This is a genomic window from Sphingomonas zeicaulis (assembly GCF_050433225.1).
GTDB classification, from domain to species: domain Bacteria; phylum Pseudomonadota; class Alphaproteobacteria; order Sphingomonadales; family Sphingomonadaceae; genus Sphingomonas_D; species Sphingomonas_D zeicaulis.
Genome location: NZ_JBNPXQ010000007.1, coordinates 213,306 through 228,550, shown reverse-complemented (window position 1 = coordinate 228,550; position 15,245 = coordinate 213,306). Strand labels below are relative to the sequence as shown.

Here is a 15,245-nt window from a genome sequence, read left to right as displayed (position 1 = left end):
GCATGACCTCAGCCTATCCTTTCGAGATCTGGTATACGCGCTGCCCGGTGCCGACACCGCTCGGCATCGCCATCGGCCGCGGCACGATCGAGCGCGATCTCGAACCGCTCGGCATCCAGGTCAATTCGATCCAGGACACGGCCGACGCCGAAAAGCGCGCCAGCCATATCGATCATCATCTCCAGCACAGCTTTCGCCAGGGTGGCAGCGTGCCGGCGATCTGGGCGCGCGCGGCGGGCGCCGATACCCGCGTGATCGGCCTGTCGTGGGTGGATGAGAGCCAGGCGATCATCACATTGGACCCGGGCATCCGCGACGTCGCCGACCTCAAGGGAAAGCGCATTGCCTTGCCCCGTCGCGATGGGGCGAAGGTGGATATCTTCCGTGCCACCGCGCTGCGCGCGCTGCTCGCCGGGCTGTCGCTGGGCGGCCTCGGCGAAGACGAGGTGACCTGGGTGGACGTGGACGCCACCGACCCGCCGGGCCTGCCCGCGATCGGCACCACCGCGCGGGCGCGCTGGGGCGGCCGGCCGCTCTACACCGCCGAATTCCACGCGCTGGTGCGCGGCGAGGTCGATGCGATCCATGTGAAGGGCTCGCTCGGTGCCGAATATGCGTTCCTCGCTGGTGCGCATGTCGTGATCGACACCGGCTTCCATCCCGACCCGAAGATCCGCGTCAACAATGGCGCGCCGCGGCCGCTGACGGTCGATGCCGCCACGCTCGATCTCTATCCCGAGGTCGCCGAACGGCTGCTTGCCGCGGTGATCGACGCCGGCGACTGGGCCGAGGCGCATCCGGAAGAGACATTGCGCTACATCGAGAGCGAGACCGGATCCTCCGAACAGTTCGTGCGCGCCGCCTATGGCGGGGACACGCTCCACCGCCGGCTCAAGACCGACCTGTCCGACGCGTCGGTCGAGGCGCTCGCGGACTTCACCACCTTCCTGTTCGAGCGCGGTTTCCTGCCCCGTCATTTCGACGTGGGCGAATGGATCGACCGCCGCCCGTTCGAGGCGATCGCCAACAAGCAGGCCGCGCGCGCCGCGGCCTAAACCCGAGACGTGGGCGGTCGGGCAGCGCTCGTCCGGCCGTCCGCGACCGAGCAGCAGAAAGTTTCGACATGGCATCCGTGAAGAACTGGATCATCGCAGCGGCGGCGCTGGTCGCCGTGGTCGCCCTCGTCGCCTTCCAGTTCCGCGGCGGCAAGGAAGCGGAAAGCGCCGCGGCGCTGCCCAAGACGGTGACGATCGCCAGCATCGCCTATCCCTACAAGGGCAAGCAGACTTTCAACGGCCTGACCGGCACGATCATCGAGCAGGGCTGGCTGAAGGCCGAACTGGCGAAGCGGGGCGTCGCGCTGGAATATTTTCCGGTGCCGACCGCGGTCGGTGGCCCGCTGATCAACGAAGGCTTCGCGGGCAAGCGCATCGACTTCGCCTCCTATGGCGATTTCCCGGCGATCATCGCGGTGGCGGGTGGGGTGCCGCTGAAGCTCGTCGTGCCGGTCGGGCGCGGGCAGAATGCCTATCTGGTCGTCCGCAAGGGGCTTGAGGCGAAGAGCATCAAGGATCTGGTCGGCAAGCGCATCGCGCTCCACCGAGGCCGCCCGTGGGAACTGCCCTTCACCAAGCTGCTCGACGCCAACGGGCTGAAGCTCACCGACTTCAAGATCCTCAACATCAACCCGCCGGCCAGCCACGCCGCGCTTGCCTCTGGCGATGTCGATGCGGTGTTCCTGCTGTCCGACGCGATCCTGCTCGAACAGAAGGGCGCCGGCCGCATCGTGTGGTCGACCAAGTCGGCGCCGGAGGACTGGAAGATGCGCGCGGAGCTGTTCGGCCGCGCCGATTTCGTCGAGCGCTATCCCGAACTCACCCAGATCATCGCCGAGGCCTATGTCCGCGCCGCGCATTGGTCGTCGCTCCCTGAGAACCGCAGTGCGGTGGTCGACCAGGCCGCGCGTGGAGAGACTCCGGTCAGCGTGATCGAGAGCGACTATGCCGAACAGCGCGTGCGCTGGCAGGATCGATTTTCGCCGCTCTTCGATGGGCAGGTGCGGCAGCATTACCGCTCGGTCACCGACTATACCTTCGGCACCGGCCTCGTCCGCCAGAAGGTGAAGGTCGACGATCTGCTCGAACCGCGCTTCGCGACCGAGGCGGTGCGCAAGCTCGGGCTCGAAGGCTACTGGCACGCGTCCGACGCGAAGTCGGCCACCGTCGCCCCGGCGAAAGTGGAGAAGGCGCCGCTGTGAGCGACACGCGTTTCCTCGCCAATTTCATCGCGTTGTCGCTGGTCAGCGGGCTGACCATCGGCCTCGGCAAGATCGTCACCACGCTCTACGCGCTGCAACTCGGCGCCAGCTCGTTCCAGGTCGGCATCATCTCCGCGATGGAATCGGTGGGGATGATGCTGGTGACGGTGCCGGCGGGGTTCATCATCGCCCGCTATGGCATGCGCAGCGTCTATTTCGTCTCCAGCCTGGGGCCGCTGCTCGTCAACCTGCTGATGCCGCTCTCAGCGGCATGGCTGGCGTTGGCCGGAGGACGCTGGCTGATCGGGCTGTGCATCCCGTTCCGCATCGTCTCGATGAACAGCGCCTTCCTCGAACGGCTGCCGTCATTGGGGCAGGCGAAGGCCGGCTGGTATCGCGGCACATTGCAGGGCGGGATGGCGATCGTCGGGCCGGCGGCGGCGGTGTTCCTCACCCAGCGGCTCAGCATCACCACCAGCTTCCTGCTCGTCGCCGCGCTGTTCGGCGTGATGGCGCTGTTCAGCCTGTCGTTCATGCCGACCCGCCATGCCGACGTGCCGGCGTCGCCCGGCTTTCTCGCCGAACTGCGGCTGCTGCTGGCCGACGCCAACATCGCCGAAAGCTGCCTGATCGAATTCCTGTCCGGCGCCACCACCGCGCTGTTCACCACCTTCGTCATATTGCTCGCGATCGCGCTGCCGCCGCTCACCCAGCAGGACGGCATTCGCCTGATGCTTTTCCAGGGCGTGACCTCGGTCGCGATGCTGTTCCTCGGCGGCAGCCTCGTCGCGCAGCTGCCGCGGCGCGGCGCCTATGGCCTGGGGCTGGCGCTGGTGGCGGCGGCGTTCGCGCTGTTCGGCCTGTCCGGCGGCTTCGCCGGGCTGGCGGCGGGGGCGGTGCTGCTGAGCGCCGGCGCGTCGATCGTCCACCTCGTCAACGTCCGCGTGCTGGCGGCGATCCCCGGCGGCAAGAGCAAGGTAGCCGGGCTCTACAACCTCGCCTCGATGACCGGGTCGTCGGTGGGCTCGCTCGCCGGCGGCGCGGTCAGCCGGCTGGTGCCGCTGCAATCCGTCTTCCTGCTCTGGCTGCCGGTGCTCGCCATCGGCGCCGGTATCGTCGCGCTCGTCGCCAGCCGCCGTGCGGCGCCGCTTCCTCTCATCGCGGAGACGCTGTGATGTCTTCCAAACTCACCGTGCCGACCGCGCTGGCGCCGCCCGCGGCACTGATCGCCGCGTGGCAGATCGCCTCGTCGAGCGGGCTGTTCCCGCCGCAGGTGCTGGTGCCGCCGAGCACAGTGGTCGAAACGCTTGGCACACTGATTGCCAGCGGCGAACTCGGCAGCCATCTCGGCCAGAGCCTCGTCCGCCTGCTCACCGGTTTCGCGCTGGGCGCCGCCGCCGGCCTCGTCTTCGGCACGCTGCTCGCGCTGTCGAAATGGTTCGAAGCCTTGTTCTCGCCGCTGTTCATGGCCGTGCGGCAGGTGCCGGTGCTCGCCTTCATCCCGATGTTCGTGCTGCTGCTCGGCATCGAAGAGGGCTTCAAGATCGTGATCGTCGCGATCGCCGCTTTCTTCCCCGTCGCGCTGGCGACGGCGGATGGCGTGCGTGGCGTGCCGCGAAGCTGGTTCGAGGTCGCCAAGGTCTATCGCACGCCGCTGCTGCCCTTCGTCACCCGCATCCTGATCCCCGCGACGATCCCGCCGGTGCTGACCGGGCTGCGCATCGGCCTGACCCGCGCCTGGCTGGTGCTGGTCGCCGCCGAGCTGCTCGCGGCGGACAGCGGGCTTGGCCAGATGATGGAAATGGGCCGGCAGATGTTCCGCATCGACGTCGTCCTCGCCGGTGTCCTCGTCTCCGGCCTCGTCGGCTTCGCGCTCGATCGCGGCGCCAAGGCGATCGAGCGCCGCGCAACCCGCTGGAAAACCGCATGACCGACCTGATCCGCAAACCCTGGGTGCGCATCGCGCTCGGCTTCGTCGCCCCGGCGCTCGTGTTGCTGTGGTGGCAGATGCAGGCCGACGCCGGCGGTGCCCGCGCGCTCGCCTTCGCGCCGCTCGACAGCGTCGCCGGCGCCTTCGTCGAACTCGCCGGCAGCGGCCAGTTGCTCGACGATGCGATCGCCACCTTGTCGCGCGCCGTTACCGGGCTGCTGATCGGCAGCGGCTTCGGGGTCGCGCTTGGCGTGACGATGGCGGTGTCCAAGCCGGTCGATCGTCTCGTCGGCCCGCTCTACCACGCGGTGCGGCAGGTGCCGTTGCTCGGCTGGCTGCCGCTGATCGGGCTGTGGCTGGGCAACGGCGACAGCGCCAAGCTGCTGATCGTCAGCCTCGCGGCATTCTACCCGACCGTGCTCAACGCCTATGAGGGCGTCGTCAATGTCGAGCGGCGCTATCTGGAGGTCGGCCGCGTCTATGGCTTTTCGGGCGCGCAGAGCTTTCGCCTGATCCTGCTGCCGGCGGCGCTGCCTTTGATCCTCACCGGGCTGACGCAGGCGCTGGCCTTCGCGTGGATCGCGACGATCGGCACCGAGATCCTGCTCGGATCCGGCGGCGGCCTCGGCGCGACGATGAGCCTCGCGCAGGCGCAGCAGCGCATGGACATCATCCTCGTCGCGATCCTCGTCACCGCGACGCTCGGCTTTACCCTCAACCACCTCTTCGGCCGCCTGCGTGCGCATCTGTTGCGCTGGCAGGGCGCGGCCGCCTGACAGGAGCAAGCCCATGACGGTTCAGACCCGCATCGGATCGCAGCACGGCACGGCGCCGGCCCCCGGCCCCGCGCGGGGCGCGCTGACGATCAGCGGCCTCAGCAAGGCGTTCAGCATCGATGGCCGCGCGCTGCCGGTGCTGGAGGGGATCGATCTCAGCATCCGTCCTGGCGAGTTCGTCAGCATCGTCGGCGCTTCGGGTTGCGGGAAGTCGACGTTGCTGCGGCTGATCGTCGGACTCGACACCGACTATTCGGGCGAAATTCGGCTGGACGGCGAACGCATCGCCACGACCAGCCTCGATCGCGGCATCGTGTTCCAGGACCACCGGCTGTTCCCGTGGATGACGCTGGAGGAGAATGTCGGGCTCGCGCTGCTCAACACGGATATTCCCAAGGATCGCCGCGCGCAGATCGTTGCCGAGCACATCGCGATGGTGAATCTCTCGGGGTTCGAGAAGGCCTATCCGCACCAGCTTTCGGGCGGCATGGCGCAGCGCGCGGCGATCGCCCGCGCGTTGGCGACCGAGCCCAAGGTGCTGCTGCTCGACGAGCCGCTGGGCGCGCTCGACGCGCTGACCCGCGTGCATGTGCAAAAGGAATTGCAGCGCATCTGGATGGCGCAGCGATCGACGATGGTGATGGTCACCCACGATGTCGAGGAAGCGCTCTACCTCGGTGACCGGGTGATCGTGATGGCGCCCAACCCGGGGCGCATCCGCCGCATCGTCGACATCGACCTGCCGCACCCGCGCGACCGCAGTTCGCCGGTGCTGCACAAGCTGCGCGACGAGATTCTCGCCGAACTCACCGGCGCGCCGGTCGAAGGCGACGACGACAAGCTGGTGCCGTTCCGCCGGCAGGAGGAGCGCTGATGGCGCGCGACGCCGAACATGCGGTGGCGCCGCTGTTCGTCGACCGCTGGTCGCCGCGCAGCTTTTCGGGCGAGCCGGTGCCCGATGCGGTGCTGCTGAGCGCGTTCGAGGCGGCGCGCTGGGCGCCGTCGGCGCTCAACGCCCAGCCATGGCGATTCCTGTTCGCGCGGCCGGGCGATGCCGATTGGGCGACGTTCGTCGACCTGCTCAACCCGCGCAACCGGCTGTGGGCACCGCGCGCCTCGGCGCTGGTGCTGGTCGTTTCCGAGCTGAAAGCCGATCGCCGCGGCGAGATTGTCGACAATGTCAGCCACAGCTTCGATGCCGGCGCCGCCTGGGCGAACTTTGCGCATCAGGCGCTGCTGCTCGGCTGGCACACGCACGGCATCGGCGGTTTCGATCGCGTCGCCGCCCGCGAGCGGCTGGGCATCCCCGCCGGCTTCGCGGTCGAGACGCTGATCGCGCTCGGCCGCGCCGCCGGGCTGGATACGCTCGATCCCGATTTCCACGCCGCCGAGGCGCCCAACGGCCGGCGGTCGCTTGCCGAGACGCTGTTCCACGGCCGGTTCGGCACGCCCGCCTTCCCGAAACAAAGGACTGCAGCATGACCATCCAGACCTATTGGCAACTCGACGTCGCGGCCGAGCCGCAGCGGTCGGAACCGTCCGAACGGGCGCAGTGGCAGGCCGTCGCGCGCGACGTGCGGACGTCGGCGATCAACCGCTACGATCATTATGCCGCGATCGCCCGGGCCGCCGCGCTGACCGCGTTCGACGGATTGTTCGTAGCGCATCGTGAGGCGGGGGACGACAGCCAGATCGTCGCCGCGGCGGTCGCGCGCGAGGTGCCGCGGCTGGCGCTGATCCCGGAATTCCCGGCCTCGGTCGGCTCGGCGGTCTATGCGTCCAAGCAGGCGACCAGCTTCCAGCGGCTCGCCCATGAGCGGCTCGGCTGGGCGATTGCGGCGGACGCCGACGCCGAAACCCGCGCGCGCGGTGCCGACCATGTCGATGAGGCGGACCTGATCGCGCGCACCGAGGAGTTCCTGGCCGTGGCGCGGGGCGTTCACGGGGGGCAGGGCTACAGCTTCAAGGGCCGCTTCTTCGAGGTGGAGAAGGGCGGGTTCGACGCACCGCTCAACCGCGTGCGCTTCCCCACGGTCTTTCTGCGCGGCACCAGCGAGGAGGCGCTGTCGCTTTCCGCGCGGCAGGCCGATGTCCACCTGTTCGATCCCGCTCCGATCGAGGATCTGCGCCATTCGATCGAGACGCTCGAGGCGCTCGCGGTGGCAACGGGGCGCACGGTGGCGTTCGGCATCGTCCAGCCGGTCGTTGCGCGCGAATATGCCGATGAGGTGGGTTATGTGCCCCAGGGCAGCATCGCCGGCACCTATGAGGATGTCGCCGAACAGCTCGCGACGCTCGCGCATCTCGGCGTGACCCACTTCGTGCTCGGCGCCTCGCCTTCGCTCGAAGAGGCCTATCGCGTCGGCCAGTTCGTCCTGCCCCGCTTCCGCACGCTCACCGATCCGCTGCGCGCCGCCGCCTGAACCGGAGGAAATCCATGACCATCGACTTCTACTGGCGCCTGCCGACCCATGGCTGCCACGCCACCATCCGCCGCGGCTCCTACGACCGGGGGGATTGGTCGCCGCTGTCCGAGACGAATTTCGCGCCGGGGCTCGACCGCCATGGTGCCGATGACGGCTTCCGCTACATCGATTATCTCGCCGAGACTGCGAAGGCCGCTGAAACCTCGGGCTTCATTGGCGGGCTGATCCCGTCCTTCCCCAACACCGACGATCCATGGGTGATCTCGCCGCTGCTCGCTCGCGAGACCGCGACGTTCCGCTTCATGATCGCCTTCCAACCGGGCTTTCTCAACCCGGTGCAGGCCGCGCGACTCTCCGCCAGCCTGCAGCGCGCGACCGGCGGCCGGACGGTCTACAACATCATCACCGGTGGCGGCGGCCCCGCGCAGCTCTGGTGGGGCGACAGCTTCGACCATGACGATCGCTATGGCCGCACCACCGAATTCCTCGACGTGCTCAAGGGCGTCTGGAAGGGCGGCGACTTCAGCTATGACGGCCGTTTCTTCAAGGTCGAGCGTGGCGGCCTCGCACCGCTGCTGGCGCGGGAGGAACTGCCCGAGATCTGGTTCTCCGGCTCGTCGGATGCGGCGCTGCAATCCGCTGCGAAACATGCCGACTATTATCTGTCGTGGCTGGAGCCGTTCGAGCAGCTCACCACCAAGTTCGCGCGGGTGAAGGAGCGCACCGCCGCCTTGGGCGGAGAGCAGAAATGCGCCGTTCGCGTCGACCTTGTCGCACGCGCGACCGAGGAAGAAGCGTGGCGCGACGTGCGCATCGGCTTCGAGAATGTCACTGACGAAACCCGCGCGCGCTGGCGGGGGCAGGCGACCGATTCGGTCGGCGCCCAGCGGCAGGCGGCGTTGCGGCCGACCGAAGCGAAGCGCTGGGACGATCTGATCGTCGGCCAGAATCTGTGGGGCGGGTTCAACCTGCTGCGCGGCGGCCCGGCGCTCGGCATCGTCGGCAATTACGAGCAGTGCGCCGCCAAGCTCGACGAACTGATCGCCCGCGGCACGGATGCTTTCATCCTCGCCGGCACCCCGCACCTCGAAGAGGCCTATCGCATCGGTGAGGAGGTGCTGCCGCTGCTCGGCCGCAGCGCATCCTCGCTGCTGCAGGCCGCCGAATAACCGTCTTCATCAGGAGAAGCAGCCATGACCACGCTCAATTCGACCATCTCGGACTTCGCCCAACAGGCGGTGCGCGACGCCGTCGTCGCGTTCCGCGGCCTCGCCAATACCGGCACGATCGCCCCCTCGGGCACCGTCAACTTCGTCGAGCGCGTGCCGGGCGAGCAAGCGGTGGTCTCGATCGGCTATCCGGGGCCGTTTGCGCCCGACGCGGTGCCGGTGCCGACGATCTTCGCGCTCGACGGCGCGGTGCTGGGCGGCGACGCCAAGGGCAATCTCGGTGGCGGCCGCTACCTCCCGATCTTCCGCGCGCATGACGACATCACCACCGTCAGCCACGTCCACACCGTCTATCTCGGTGCATGGTCACAAAGCCACCGCGCACTGCCGATCAGCTACGTGCCCGTCCAGCGCTGGACCCGCGCGCGCGAACTGCCGATCTATATCGATCGCCGCCAGGGCGAGGCCAACTTCATCCTCGAGGTGCTTGAGAAGGATCCGCAGGTGCCCGCGATCCTCGAGGCCAATGGCGGCTCGACCGCATGGGGCCGCAAGGGGCTGCTGCAGCTCGCCAGCTATATCGTGCTGCTGGAGGAAGGCGCGCGCTTCCAGGCGCTGGCCGAGGCGCTGGGCGGCTCCAAGCCCTATGGGCCGGGCGTGCTTGAACAGCAGTGGAAGATGTCGGGCCTGATCCGCGACACCGACCGGTTCGACGTGGAGCTGATCGCGGCGGAGTGATTGTAAATTTCCTCCCCGAGCAAGGCTCGGGGAGGAAAATTCAGGTTACCGCGCCAGCAGCGTCTCCGCCGCGCCGATATAGTCGCGAGTGATCGGCAGTGCGCGGCGGTTGCGGACGAACTGGTATTGGTGGTTGCCCATGCCGCCGCTCTCGAACGCGGCGATCGCGCCCGCCAGATAGAAGGTCCACATCCGGAAGAAGCGCGCGTCGTAGAGCGCCTCGATCTTCTCGCGGTTGGCGACGGTGCGCTGGTACCAGTGACGGATCGTCATCGCGTAGTGCAGGCGCAGCGTCTCCATGTCGCTCAGCAGCAGCCTGCACTGCTCGCTTGCCGCGACGACCTCGCTCACCGCCGGGATATAGCCGCCTGGGAAGATATATTTGCGGGTGAAGGCGTCGGTGGTGCCGGGCTTTCCGAAGCGGCCGATCGTGTGCATCAGCAGCACGCCGTCATCGGTCAGCAGGTCATGGCACTTGCGGAAATAGTCGCGATAGTGCGGCGGGCCGACATGCTCGAACATGCCGACCGAAACGATGCGATCGAAGCGGCCCTGCACGTCGCGATAGTCGATCAGTTCGAACTTCACCCGGTCCGATACGCCGGCGGCCTCGGCGCGGGCGCGGGCGACCTTGAGCTGTTCCTCGGACAAGGTGATGCCCAGCACGTCCACATCCGCGGCGCGGTTCAGATACAGCGCCATGCCGCCCCAACCGCAGCCGATATCCAGCACGCGCTGGCCGGGCTTCAAGTGCAGCTTGGCGGCGATGTGCGCTTTCTTGTCGGCCTGTGCCTGTTCCAGGCTGTTATCGGGATGGGTGAAGTAGGCGCAGCTATATTGACGGTCGGCGTCGAGGAAGAGCGCGTAGAGATCGTCGGAGAGGTCGTAATGATGCGCGACGTTGCGCTTGGATTGTGCGGCCCAGTTGAATCGCGAAACACGCTCGGCGGCGCTGGAGGCGGCGCGGCGCAGCGGGTTCTTGATCTCCAGATTGCCGCCCTTCTCCCACGGGCCGTTGGCGCGGATCAGGCTGATCAGGTCGAGGATATCGCCTTCCTCGATCAGCAGCCGGCCATCCATGAAGGCTTCGGCCGCGCCCAGCCGGGGATGGCTGACGATATAGTTCGCCGCCCCCGCATCTGCGAAACGGATCGCCACATGAGGAAAGCCGGCGGCCGGGGTGCCATACTGCACCGTGCGGCCGTCATGATGCGTCATCGTCAGCGTGCCCTGCTTGACGATGCGCTGGAGGAATGTGTCGATGAGCGCCATGCGGTGGCTTCTAGAACATGCCGTTACCGCTCCGGAACCTTATTTTTCGTTTAGGTTCGATGAAGGGACTGCATGCGGTCAGATGCCCGCATACCATTCATATCGGGAGACATCTTCCCAATAGCCGCCCTTGCCGCCGCCGATCCCGTCGAGGCTGGCGACGGCTTCCACTGCCATCAGATATTTGGCGTGCTTGTAACCCAGCATCCGCTCCACGCGCAGCCGCAGCGGCGCGCCGTTGGGCACCGGTAAAGCGCGGTCGTTGAGCGCCCAGGCGAGGATGGTCTGGGGGTGGAAGGCGTCGATCAGGTCGATGGATTCATAATAGGCGGTGCCGCGCGATTCGTCGGCGCAGCGGAAGACGATGTAGCGCGCGCCGTCACGCAGCCCGGCGAGATCGAGCAGCAACTTCAGCGGCACGCCGCTCCACTTGGCGATCGCGCTCCAGCCCTCGACGCAGTCGTGGCGGGTGATCTGGTGGCGCGTCGGCATCGAGCGGAGTTGCGCCAGCGACAGGTTGAGCGGCTTGGCAACCAGCCCGGTCACCTGCAGCCGCCAATCCGCGAAATTGCCGGCCATCAGCGCCTGATAGGCGGGGGAGGTCGGCATGCGGTTGCCGTTGGAGCGGAAGATGGGAGAGCGCTGATCGGGGCTGAACTCCTTCGCCAGCGCGCCGCGGTTGGAGATCAGCCGTTGCAGCCCCCGGTTCGCCCGCTCGCCCGACTGCAGCACCGACTGGAAGGTCGGACTTTCGTTCAGCGCGTCGCAGCCGGTGACGAGCCCGCCAGCGCCGGCGACAAGGCCGGTCATCAGCGTCCGGCGGGTGATGATGCTGCTCATCGGCCTTTCTCCTGCGGCACGCGGAACCAGCCGGTGATCATCGACCGTATCTCGTTGATCGGCCCCGACAGCACCACCAGCACGAGGTGGACGATGATGAAGAGCGCGATCAGGGTCGCGGCGATGAAATGCAGCGACCTTGCCGATTGCCGTCCACCGAACAGATCGACCAGCCAGCCCCAGGCCGCGTTCATGCCCGGCGACATGGTAAGGCCGGTCAGGATCAGCAGCGGGATCAGCCCGAAGATGACGAGGCTGTAGGTGATCTTCTGGATCGGGTTGTAGCGCAGCGCCGCTTCGCCCGTGGGAAAGCGCAGCCGCGCGTGATCCTTGATGTCCTGCCAGAGATGGCGCGGCGCCACTTCGGCGCGGCCGAGCGCGATGTCGTGGCGGAAATGGCGGTTGACGAGACTCGCGATCATGTAGGCGAGCAGGCCGAAGCCCAGCACCAGCGCGAAGAACAGGTGCCAGTGGCGGGCATCGGCCAGGCTGTAATGGCTGGGGATCGTCGCCCAGTGCGGGAAGGCGCGGTTGACGGGGGCGCCGTCCGGCCCCGTCCAGCGGCCGAGCCAGCCGGTGGTGTCGATCATCGTCTCGCCGATGCGCAGCATGCCGCGCTCGCCGACCGCGCCGATCTGCAGCCAGGCATGGTCGAAATTAGCGCCATACTCGCCCCAGTAGAGCCGGGGATGCGCGTTGAAGATCATCAGCCCGCTCATCAGCATGACGATGATGGTGACCGCGTTCAGCCAATGCCAGAGGCGCGTGGCGAGGCGATGGCGGTAGACCTTGGCCGGTACCGTCGGGGCGGACGGTGTCGCGGCGGCGGATGTTTCGGTATCGGCGGCGATGGTGGTCATAAGCGCGTCCTTCCCCCGTCATACGCAGTCTCGCCGGTTAAGGTTACAGCGTAAAGCGCTTCAGGCGTAGGCGCGCCAGAAGAAGATGATCGTCATCGCCGCAGTCACCCCCAAGGTGACGAAGCGGATCACCCGGGCCGGCAGCACCCGGGCGAGCCGCGCGCCGAGATACCCGCCCATCACCGAGCCGACGAGCATCGGTGCAGCCAGCCCCCATGCGACCATCCCGGCGCCGATGAAGATGATCGCTGCCGCAGCGTTGGCCACTGCCAGCATCAAGGTGCGGTGCGCGCCCAGCAGATGCGGCTCGGCGCGCGCGAGCAGCCCCCACGCGGCAACCATCATCAACCCGACGCCGCCGCCGAAATAGCCGCCATAAATGCCCAGCAGGAACTGGACGACGAGCAATGTCTTGATGCCGATCGTGAGATGATGGTGCAGCGCGTTGGAGGCGGTCCGCCCGAACGCGAGCGCAAGGGTGGCGAGCAGCAGCAGCCAGGGCACGACGATGTCGAATGTCCGCGCCGGCGTTGCCACCAGCAGCAGGCTGCCGACAATCCCGCCGAAAAAGGTGATCGCGGTGAGCGTACGGACGCTGGCGCCGCCCAGGGGCCCCAGATCCTTGCGATAGGCCCAGGCCGCCGAGATCGCGCCGGGCTGGAGCGAGACGTTGCTCGTTGCGTTCGCGATCGGGGATGGCAGGCCGAGCGCGATCAGCGTCGGCATCGTCGCGAAGGTCCCGCCGCCCGCCAGCGCGTTCATCGCGCCGCCGGCAGTGCCGGCCAACGCCGCAAGGATCAGCGCTGGCGGATCGATCATTGGGGGCGGAACGGGCAGAGCGGCATGGTGCCGGGCGCTATAGGGCGTCGGCATCGCCCGCGCCATCGCCGCATCGGATCAGCCGAACGGCAGCAGATGCCGATAGGGAAAGCCGGTGTCACGCCAATGCGCGACGTAGCAGTGCGGCGCTTCTAAAGTGACGCTGAGCTGCAGTTGCGGTCTTGCGGCATGCAGGACCCGGAACTGCGCCTCGGTGAGACGCGCGTTGCGCAGGCGCATGCCCGACAACTGGCCCGTGATGTCCGCCGCGAAGAGGCGTTCATAATCGGCGAACGGCGTCGAAGACCATTCCGCCGGCTGTTCCTCGTTCATCAGGAATGGCGCCAGCGAATCCGTGAAGTCTACGAACCTCAGCGACGGGAATTTCCCGTCGGCAAGGTGGCGGATGAAGCCGCGGGTGCGGTGATCGCCGCCGGTACGGATGGTACGAAGATCGGGCAGGGATGACCGGAAGAATTCGGGTTCGGGGGCTTGCGGCAGCACGAGGTGGCGCAGCGCGGGCATCAGGGCGATCAGCGCAGGCAATTGCTCGTCGGCGACCGCGCTCTGATTATGGTCGCCCGGATCGGTCAGCCCGATGCGAAAATCCACCAGCCGGGGGAAGCGCGGCGCGGCGGTGATCAGGCTCGCGAAGTCCCAATCCTTCATGCCGTTCGCGCCGATATCCGGACCGCTGAGGTCAAGAAGGAGGATATGGTCCGCCACGTCCTGCCGGCTCAGCACATCCTGCAAGATCGGCCAGCTTTCGTACGGGTCGCCGCGAAAGCTTACCGCCAGCCCGCCGCCCATGTCCGAAACGGCGACACGCGCGCCGGCATGATCCGGTTCGACCAGCCGCAACGGGGGATCGCCGGCTTCGGCCCGCCATGACTCGTCGGATGCGGCATTCAACACAGCCTGGACGGTGACGAGTTCAGCGACGGCATCGTCCGGGCCGCCGCTTACCCCAGCGCCGCCTGCTTCTCTTCCGCGAGTCGATCGAGTTCCGCCCGGCTCTTCCGCTCGGCCTTGGTCTTCAACTGCCCGCAGGCCGCGTCGATGTCACGCCCGCGCGGGGTGCGCACCGGGGCAGAGATGCCGGCCTCGAACACGATGTTTGAGAAGGCCTTCACCCGCTCCGGCGTGGAGGTGTCGTAATCGGCGCCCGGCCAGGGGTTGAACGGGATCAGGTTGACCTTCGCCGGCAGCTTGTAGTGGCGCAGCAGGCGGACAAGTTCGTGCGCGTCCTCGTCGCTGTCATTCTTGTCCTTCAGCATCACATATTCAAAGGTGATGCGGCGCGCATTGTTGACGCCGGGATAGTCGGCGCACGCCTGCAACAGCTCCTCGATGCCATATTTCCGGTTGAGCGGGACGATCTCGTCGCGCACCTCCTTGGTCACCGCGTGCAGCGACACCGCGAGGTTGACGCCGATCTCTTCGCCGGCACGCGCCATCATCGGCACGACGCCGCTGGTCGACAAGGTGATGCGCCGCTTGGAGAGGGCGAGGCCGTCGCCATCCATCACCAGCTTCAGCGCGTCGCGAACATTCTCGAAATTATAGAGCGGTTCGCCCATGCCCATCATCACGATGTTGGTGAGCATGCGACCCTCGGGCTGGCTCGGCCATTCGCCCAGCGAATCGCGCGCCAGCATCACCTGGCCGACGATCTCGGCGCTGGTCAGGTTGCGCACGAGGCGCATCGTGCCGGTGTGGCAGAAGCGGCAGTTGAGCGTGCAACCGACCTGGCTGGAGACGCACAACGTGCCCCGATCGGCGTCGGGGATGAAGACCATCTCATAATCCTGGCCATCATCACCGCGCAGCAGCCATTTGCGGGTGCCGTCTGTCGAGACCTGCGCCTCCACCACCTGCGGGCGGCCGACCACGAAACGCTGCTCCAGCCAATGGCGCATGTCCTTGGCGATGTCGGTCATCAGCTGGAAGTCGGTGGCGCCGCGATTGTAGATCCAGTGCCAGAGCTGCTTGGCGCGCAACTTGGCCTGTTTCGGGTCGAGCTGATAGGATTCGAGCACCGCGCGAAGCTGGTCGCGCGTCATCCCGATCAGGTCGATGCGGCCATCGGCACGCGGGATCGCGGCGCGGGGCACGGGAACGGGGTCGATATGGCCGGGGATCTGCATCGCGCGCACAT

16 protein-coding genes are annotated in these 15,245 nt (G+C 67.4%); 10 read left to right on the top strand and 6 right to left on the bottom strand.

The features are described from left to right. Positions 1–2: 2 nt before the first annotated feature. The 10 genes from FHS96_RS21365 to FHS96_RS21320 all read left to right on the top strand — a co-directional run bounded on the left by FHS96_RS21365 (position 3) and on the right by FHS96_RS21320 (position 9,296). Positions 3–1,055: an ABC transporter substrate-binding protein gene (locus FHS96_RS21365; protein WP_429596546.1), complete on the top strand. Its 1,053-nt coding sequence runs from the start codon at positions 3–5 to the stop codon at positions 1,053–1,055. Positions 1,056–1,123: 68 nt separating this feature from the next. Beyond that, positions 1,124–2,257: an ABC transporter substrate-binding protein gene (locus FHS96_RS21360; RefSeq protein ID WP_429596543.1), complete on the top strand. Its 1,134-nt coding sequence runs from the start codon at positions 1,124–1,126 to the stop codon at positions 2,255–2,257. Then, a complete protein-coding gene (locus FHS96_RS21355; RefSeq protein WP_429596540.1) occupies positions 2,254–3,432 on the top strand; it encodes an MFS transporter in 1,179 nt (392 codons plus the stop codon). Before FHS96_RS21360 ends, FHS96_RS21355 begins: the two co-directional genes overlap by 4 nt. Beyond that, positions 3,432–4,187, top strand: a complete 756-nt coding sequence (locus FHS96_RS21350) for an ABC transporter permease (RefSeq protein ID WP_429596537.1) — start codon at positions 3,432–3,434, stop codon at positions 4,185–4,187. The genes FHS96_RS21355 and FHS96_RS21350 overlap by 1 nt, the downstream gene beginning before the upstream one ends. Continuing rightward, entirely contained in the window at positions 4,184–4,963 is a 780-nt protein-coding gene (locus tag FHS96_RS21345; RefSeq protein ID WP_429596534.1) for an ABC transporter permease, read from the top strand. Before FHS96_RS21350 ends, FHS96_RS21345 begins: the two co-directional genes overlap by 4 nt. Positions 4,964–4,976: 13 nt before the next feature. Next, the gene (locus FHS96_RS21340) at positions 4,977–5,837 is read left to right on the top strand and encodes an ABC transporter ATP-binding protein (RefSeq protein WP_429596531.1); all 861 of its coding nucleotides are present in this window, start codon (positions 4,977–4,979) and stop codon (positions 5,835–5,837) included. Next, positions 5,837–6,445 carry a nitroreductase family protein gene (locus tag FHS96_RS21335; RefSeq protein ID WP_429596528.1) on the top strand — a complete coding sequence of 203 codons (609 nt, stop codon included), beginning with the start codon at positions 5,837–5,839 and terminating at the stop codon, positions 6,443–6,445. The genes FHS96_RS21340 and FHS96_RS21335 overlap by 1 nt, the downstream gene beginning before the upstream one ends. After that, positions 6,442–7,386 (top strand): LLM class flavin-dependent oxidoreductase, encoded by a 945-nt coding sequence (locus FHS96_RS21330; protein ID WP_429596525.1) that lies wholly within the window; start codon positions 6,442–6,444, stop codon positions 7,384–7,386. Before FHS96_RS21335 ends, FHS96_RS21330 begins: the two co-directional genes overlap by 4 nt. A 14-nt stretch (positions 7,387–7,400) precedes the next feature. Further along, complete coding sequence (locus tag FHS96_RS21325; RefSeq protein WP_429596522.1) at positions 7,401–8,558, top strand: LLM class flavin-dependent oxidoreductase; 1,158 nt, start codon at positions 7,401–7,403, stop codon at positions 8,556–8,558. Positions 8,559–8,582: 24 nt separating this feature from the next. Further along, positions 8,583–9,296 carry a class II aldolase/adducin family protein gene (locus FHS96_RS21320; protein WP_429596519.1) on the top strand — a complete coding sequence of 238 codons (714 nt, stop codon included), beginning with the start codon at positions 8,583–8,585 and terminating at the stop codon, positions 9,294–9,296. A gap of 45 nt (positions 9,297–9,341) precedes the next feature. Here FHS96_RS21320 and FHS96_RS21315 read toward each other — a convergent pair whose 3' ends face one another. From FHS96_RS21315 to rlmN, 6 genes are all read right to left on the bottom strand, one after another. After that, entirely contained in the window at positions 9,342–10,568 is a 1,227-nt protein-coding gene (locus FHS96_RS21315) for a class I SAM-dependent methyltransferase (protein ID WP_429596517.1), read from the bottom strand. A 78-nt stretch (positions 10,569–10,646) separates the two neighbouring features. Then, a complete protein-coding gene (locus FHS96_RS21310; RefSeq protein ID WP_429596514.1) occupies positions 10,647–11,408 on the bottom strand; it encodes a molybdopterin-dependent oxidoreductase in 762 nt (253 codons plus the stop codon). Further along, complete coding sequence (locus tag FHS96_RS21305; protein WP_429596511.1) at positions 11,405–12,268, bottom strand: cytochrome b/b6 domain-containing protein; 864 nt, start codon at positions 12,266–12,268, stop codon at positions 11,405–11,407. Before FHS96_RS21305 ends, FHS96_RS21310 begins: the two co-directional genes overlap by 4 nt. A gap of 60 nt (positions 12,269–12,328) precedes the next feature. Beyond that, entirely contained in the window at positions 12,329–13,141 is an 813-nt protein-coding gene (locus tag FHS96_RS21300; protein ID WP_429596509.1) for a sulfite exporter TauE/SafE family protein, read from the bottom strand. 24 nt (positions 13,142–13,165) lie between these two features. Continuing rightward, on the bottom strand, positions 13,166–13,999 hold the full coding sequence (locus FHS96_RS21295; RefSeq protein WP_429596506.1) for a hypothetical protein: 834 nt from the start codon (positions 13,997–13,999) through the stop codon (positions 13,166–13,168). 50 nt (positions 14,000–14,049) lie between these two features. Then, positions 14,050–15,234 carry a dual-specificity RNA methyltransferase RlmN gene (gene rlmN / locus FHS96_RS21290; RefSeq protein WP_429596503.1) on the bottom strand — a complete coding sequence of 395 codons (1,185 nt, stop codon included), beginning with the start codon at positions 15,232–15,234 and terminating at the stop codon, positions 14,050–14,052. Positions 15,235–15,245 lie beyond the last annotated feature (11 nt).

Coding starts and splice junctions, on each gene's coding strand:
- FHS96_RS21330 (WP_429596525.1), top strand. CDS start 6,442: ATGACCATCCAGACCTATTGGCAACTCGACGTCGCGGCCGAGCCGCAG.
- rlmN (WP_429596503.1), bottom strand. CDS start 15,234: ATGCAGATCCCCGGCCATATCGACCCCGTTCCCGTGCCCCGCGCCGCG.
- FHS96_RS21320 (WP_429596519.1), top strand. CDS start 8,583: ATGACCACGCTCAATTCGACCATCTCGGACTTCGCCCAACAGGCGGTG.
- FHS96_RS21310 (WP_429596514.1), bottom strand. CDS start 11,408: ATGAGCAGCATCATCACCCGCCGGACGCTGATGACCGGCCTTGTCGCC.
- FHS96_RS21335 (WP_429596528.1), top strand. CDS start 5,837: ATGGCGCGCGACGCCGAACATGCGGTGGCGCCGCTGTTCGTCGACCGC.
- FHS96_RS21365 (WP_429596546.1), top strand. CDS start 3: ATGACCTCAGCCTATCCTTTCGAGATCTGGTATACGCGCTGCCCGGTG.
- FHS96_RS21315 (WP_429596517.1), bottom strand. CDS start 10,568: ATGGCGCTCATCGACACATTCCTCCAGCGCATCGTCAAGCAGGGCACG.
- FHS96_RS21345 (WP_429596534.1), top strand. CDS start 4,184: ATGACCGACCTGATCCGCAAACCCTGGGTGCGCATCGCGCTCGGCTTC.
- FHS96_RS21360 (WP_429596543.1), top strand. CDS start 1,124: ATGGCATCCGTGAAGAACTGGATCATCGCAGCGGCGGCGCTGGTCGCC.
- FHS96_RS21350 (WP_429596537.1), top strand. CDS start 3,432: ATGTCTTCCAAACTCACCGTGCCGACCGCGCTGGCGCCGCCCGCGGCA.
- FHS96_RS21325 (WP_429596522.1), top strand. CDS start 7,401: ATGACCATCGACTTCTACTGGCGCCTGCCGACCCATGGCTGCCACGCC.
- FHS96_RS21300 (WP_429596509.1), bottom strand. CDS start 13,141: ATGCCGACGCCCTATAGCGCCCGGCACCATGCCGCTCTGCCCGTTCCG.
- FHS96_RS21340 (WP_429596531.1), top strand. CDS start 4,977: ATGACGGTTCAGACCCGCATCGGATCGCAGCACGGCACGGCGCCGGCC.
- FHS96_RS21305 (WP_429596511.1), bottom strand. CDS start 12,268: ATGACCACCATCGCCGCCGATACCGAAACATCCGCCGCCGCGACACCG.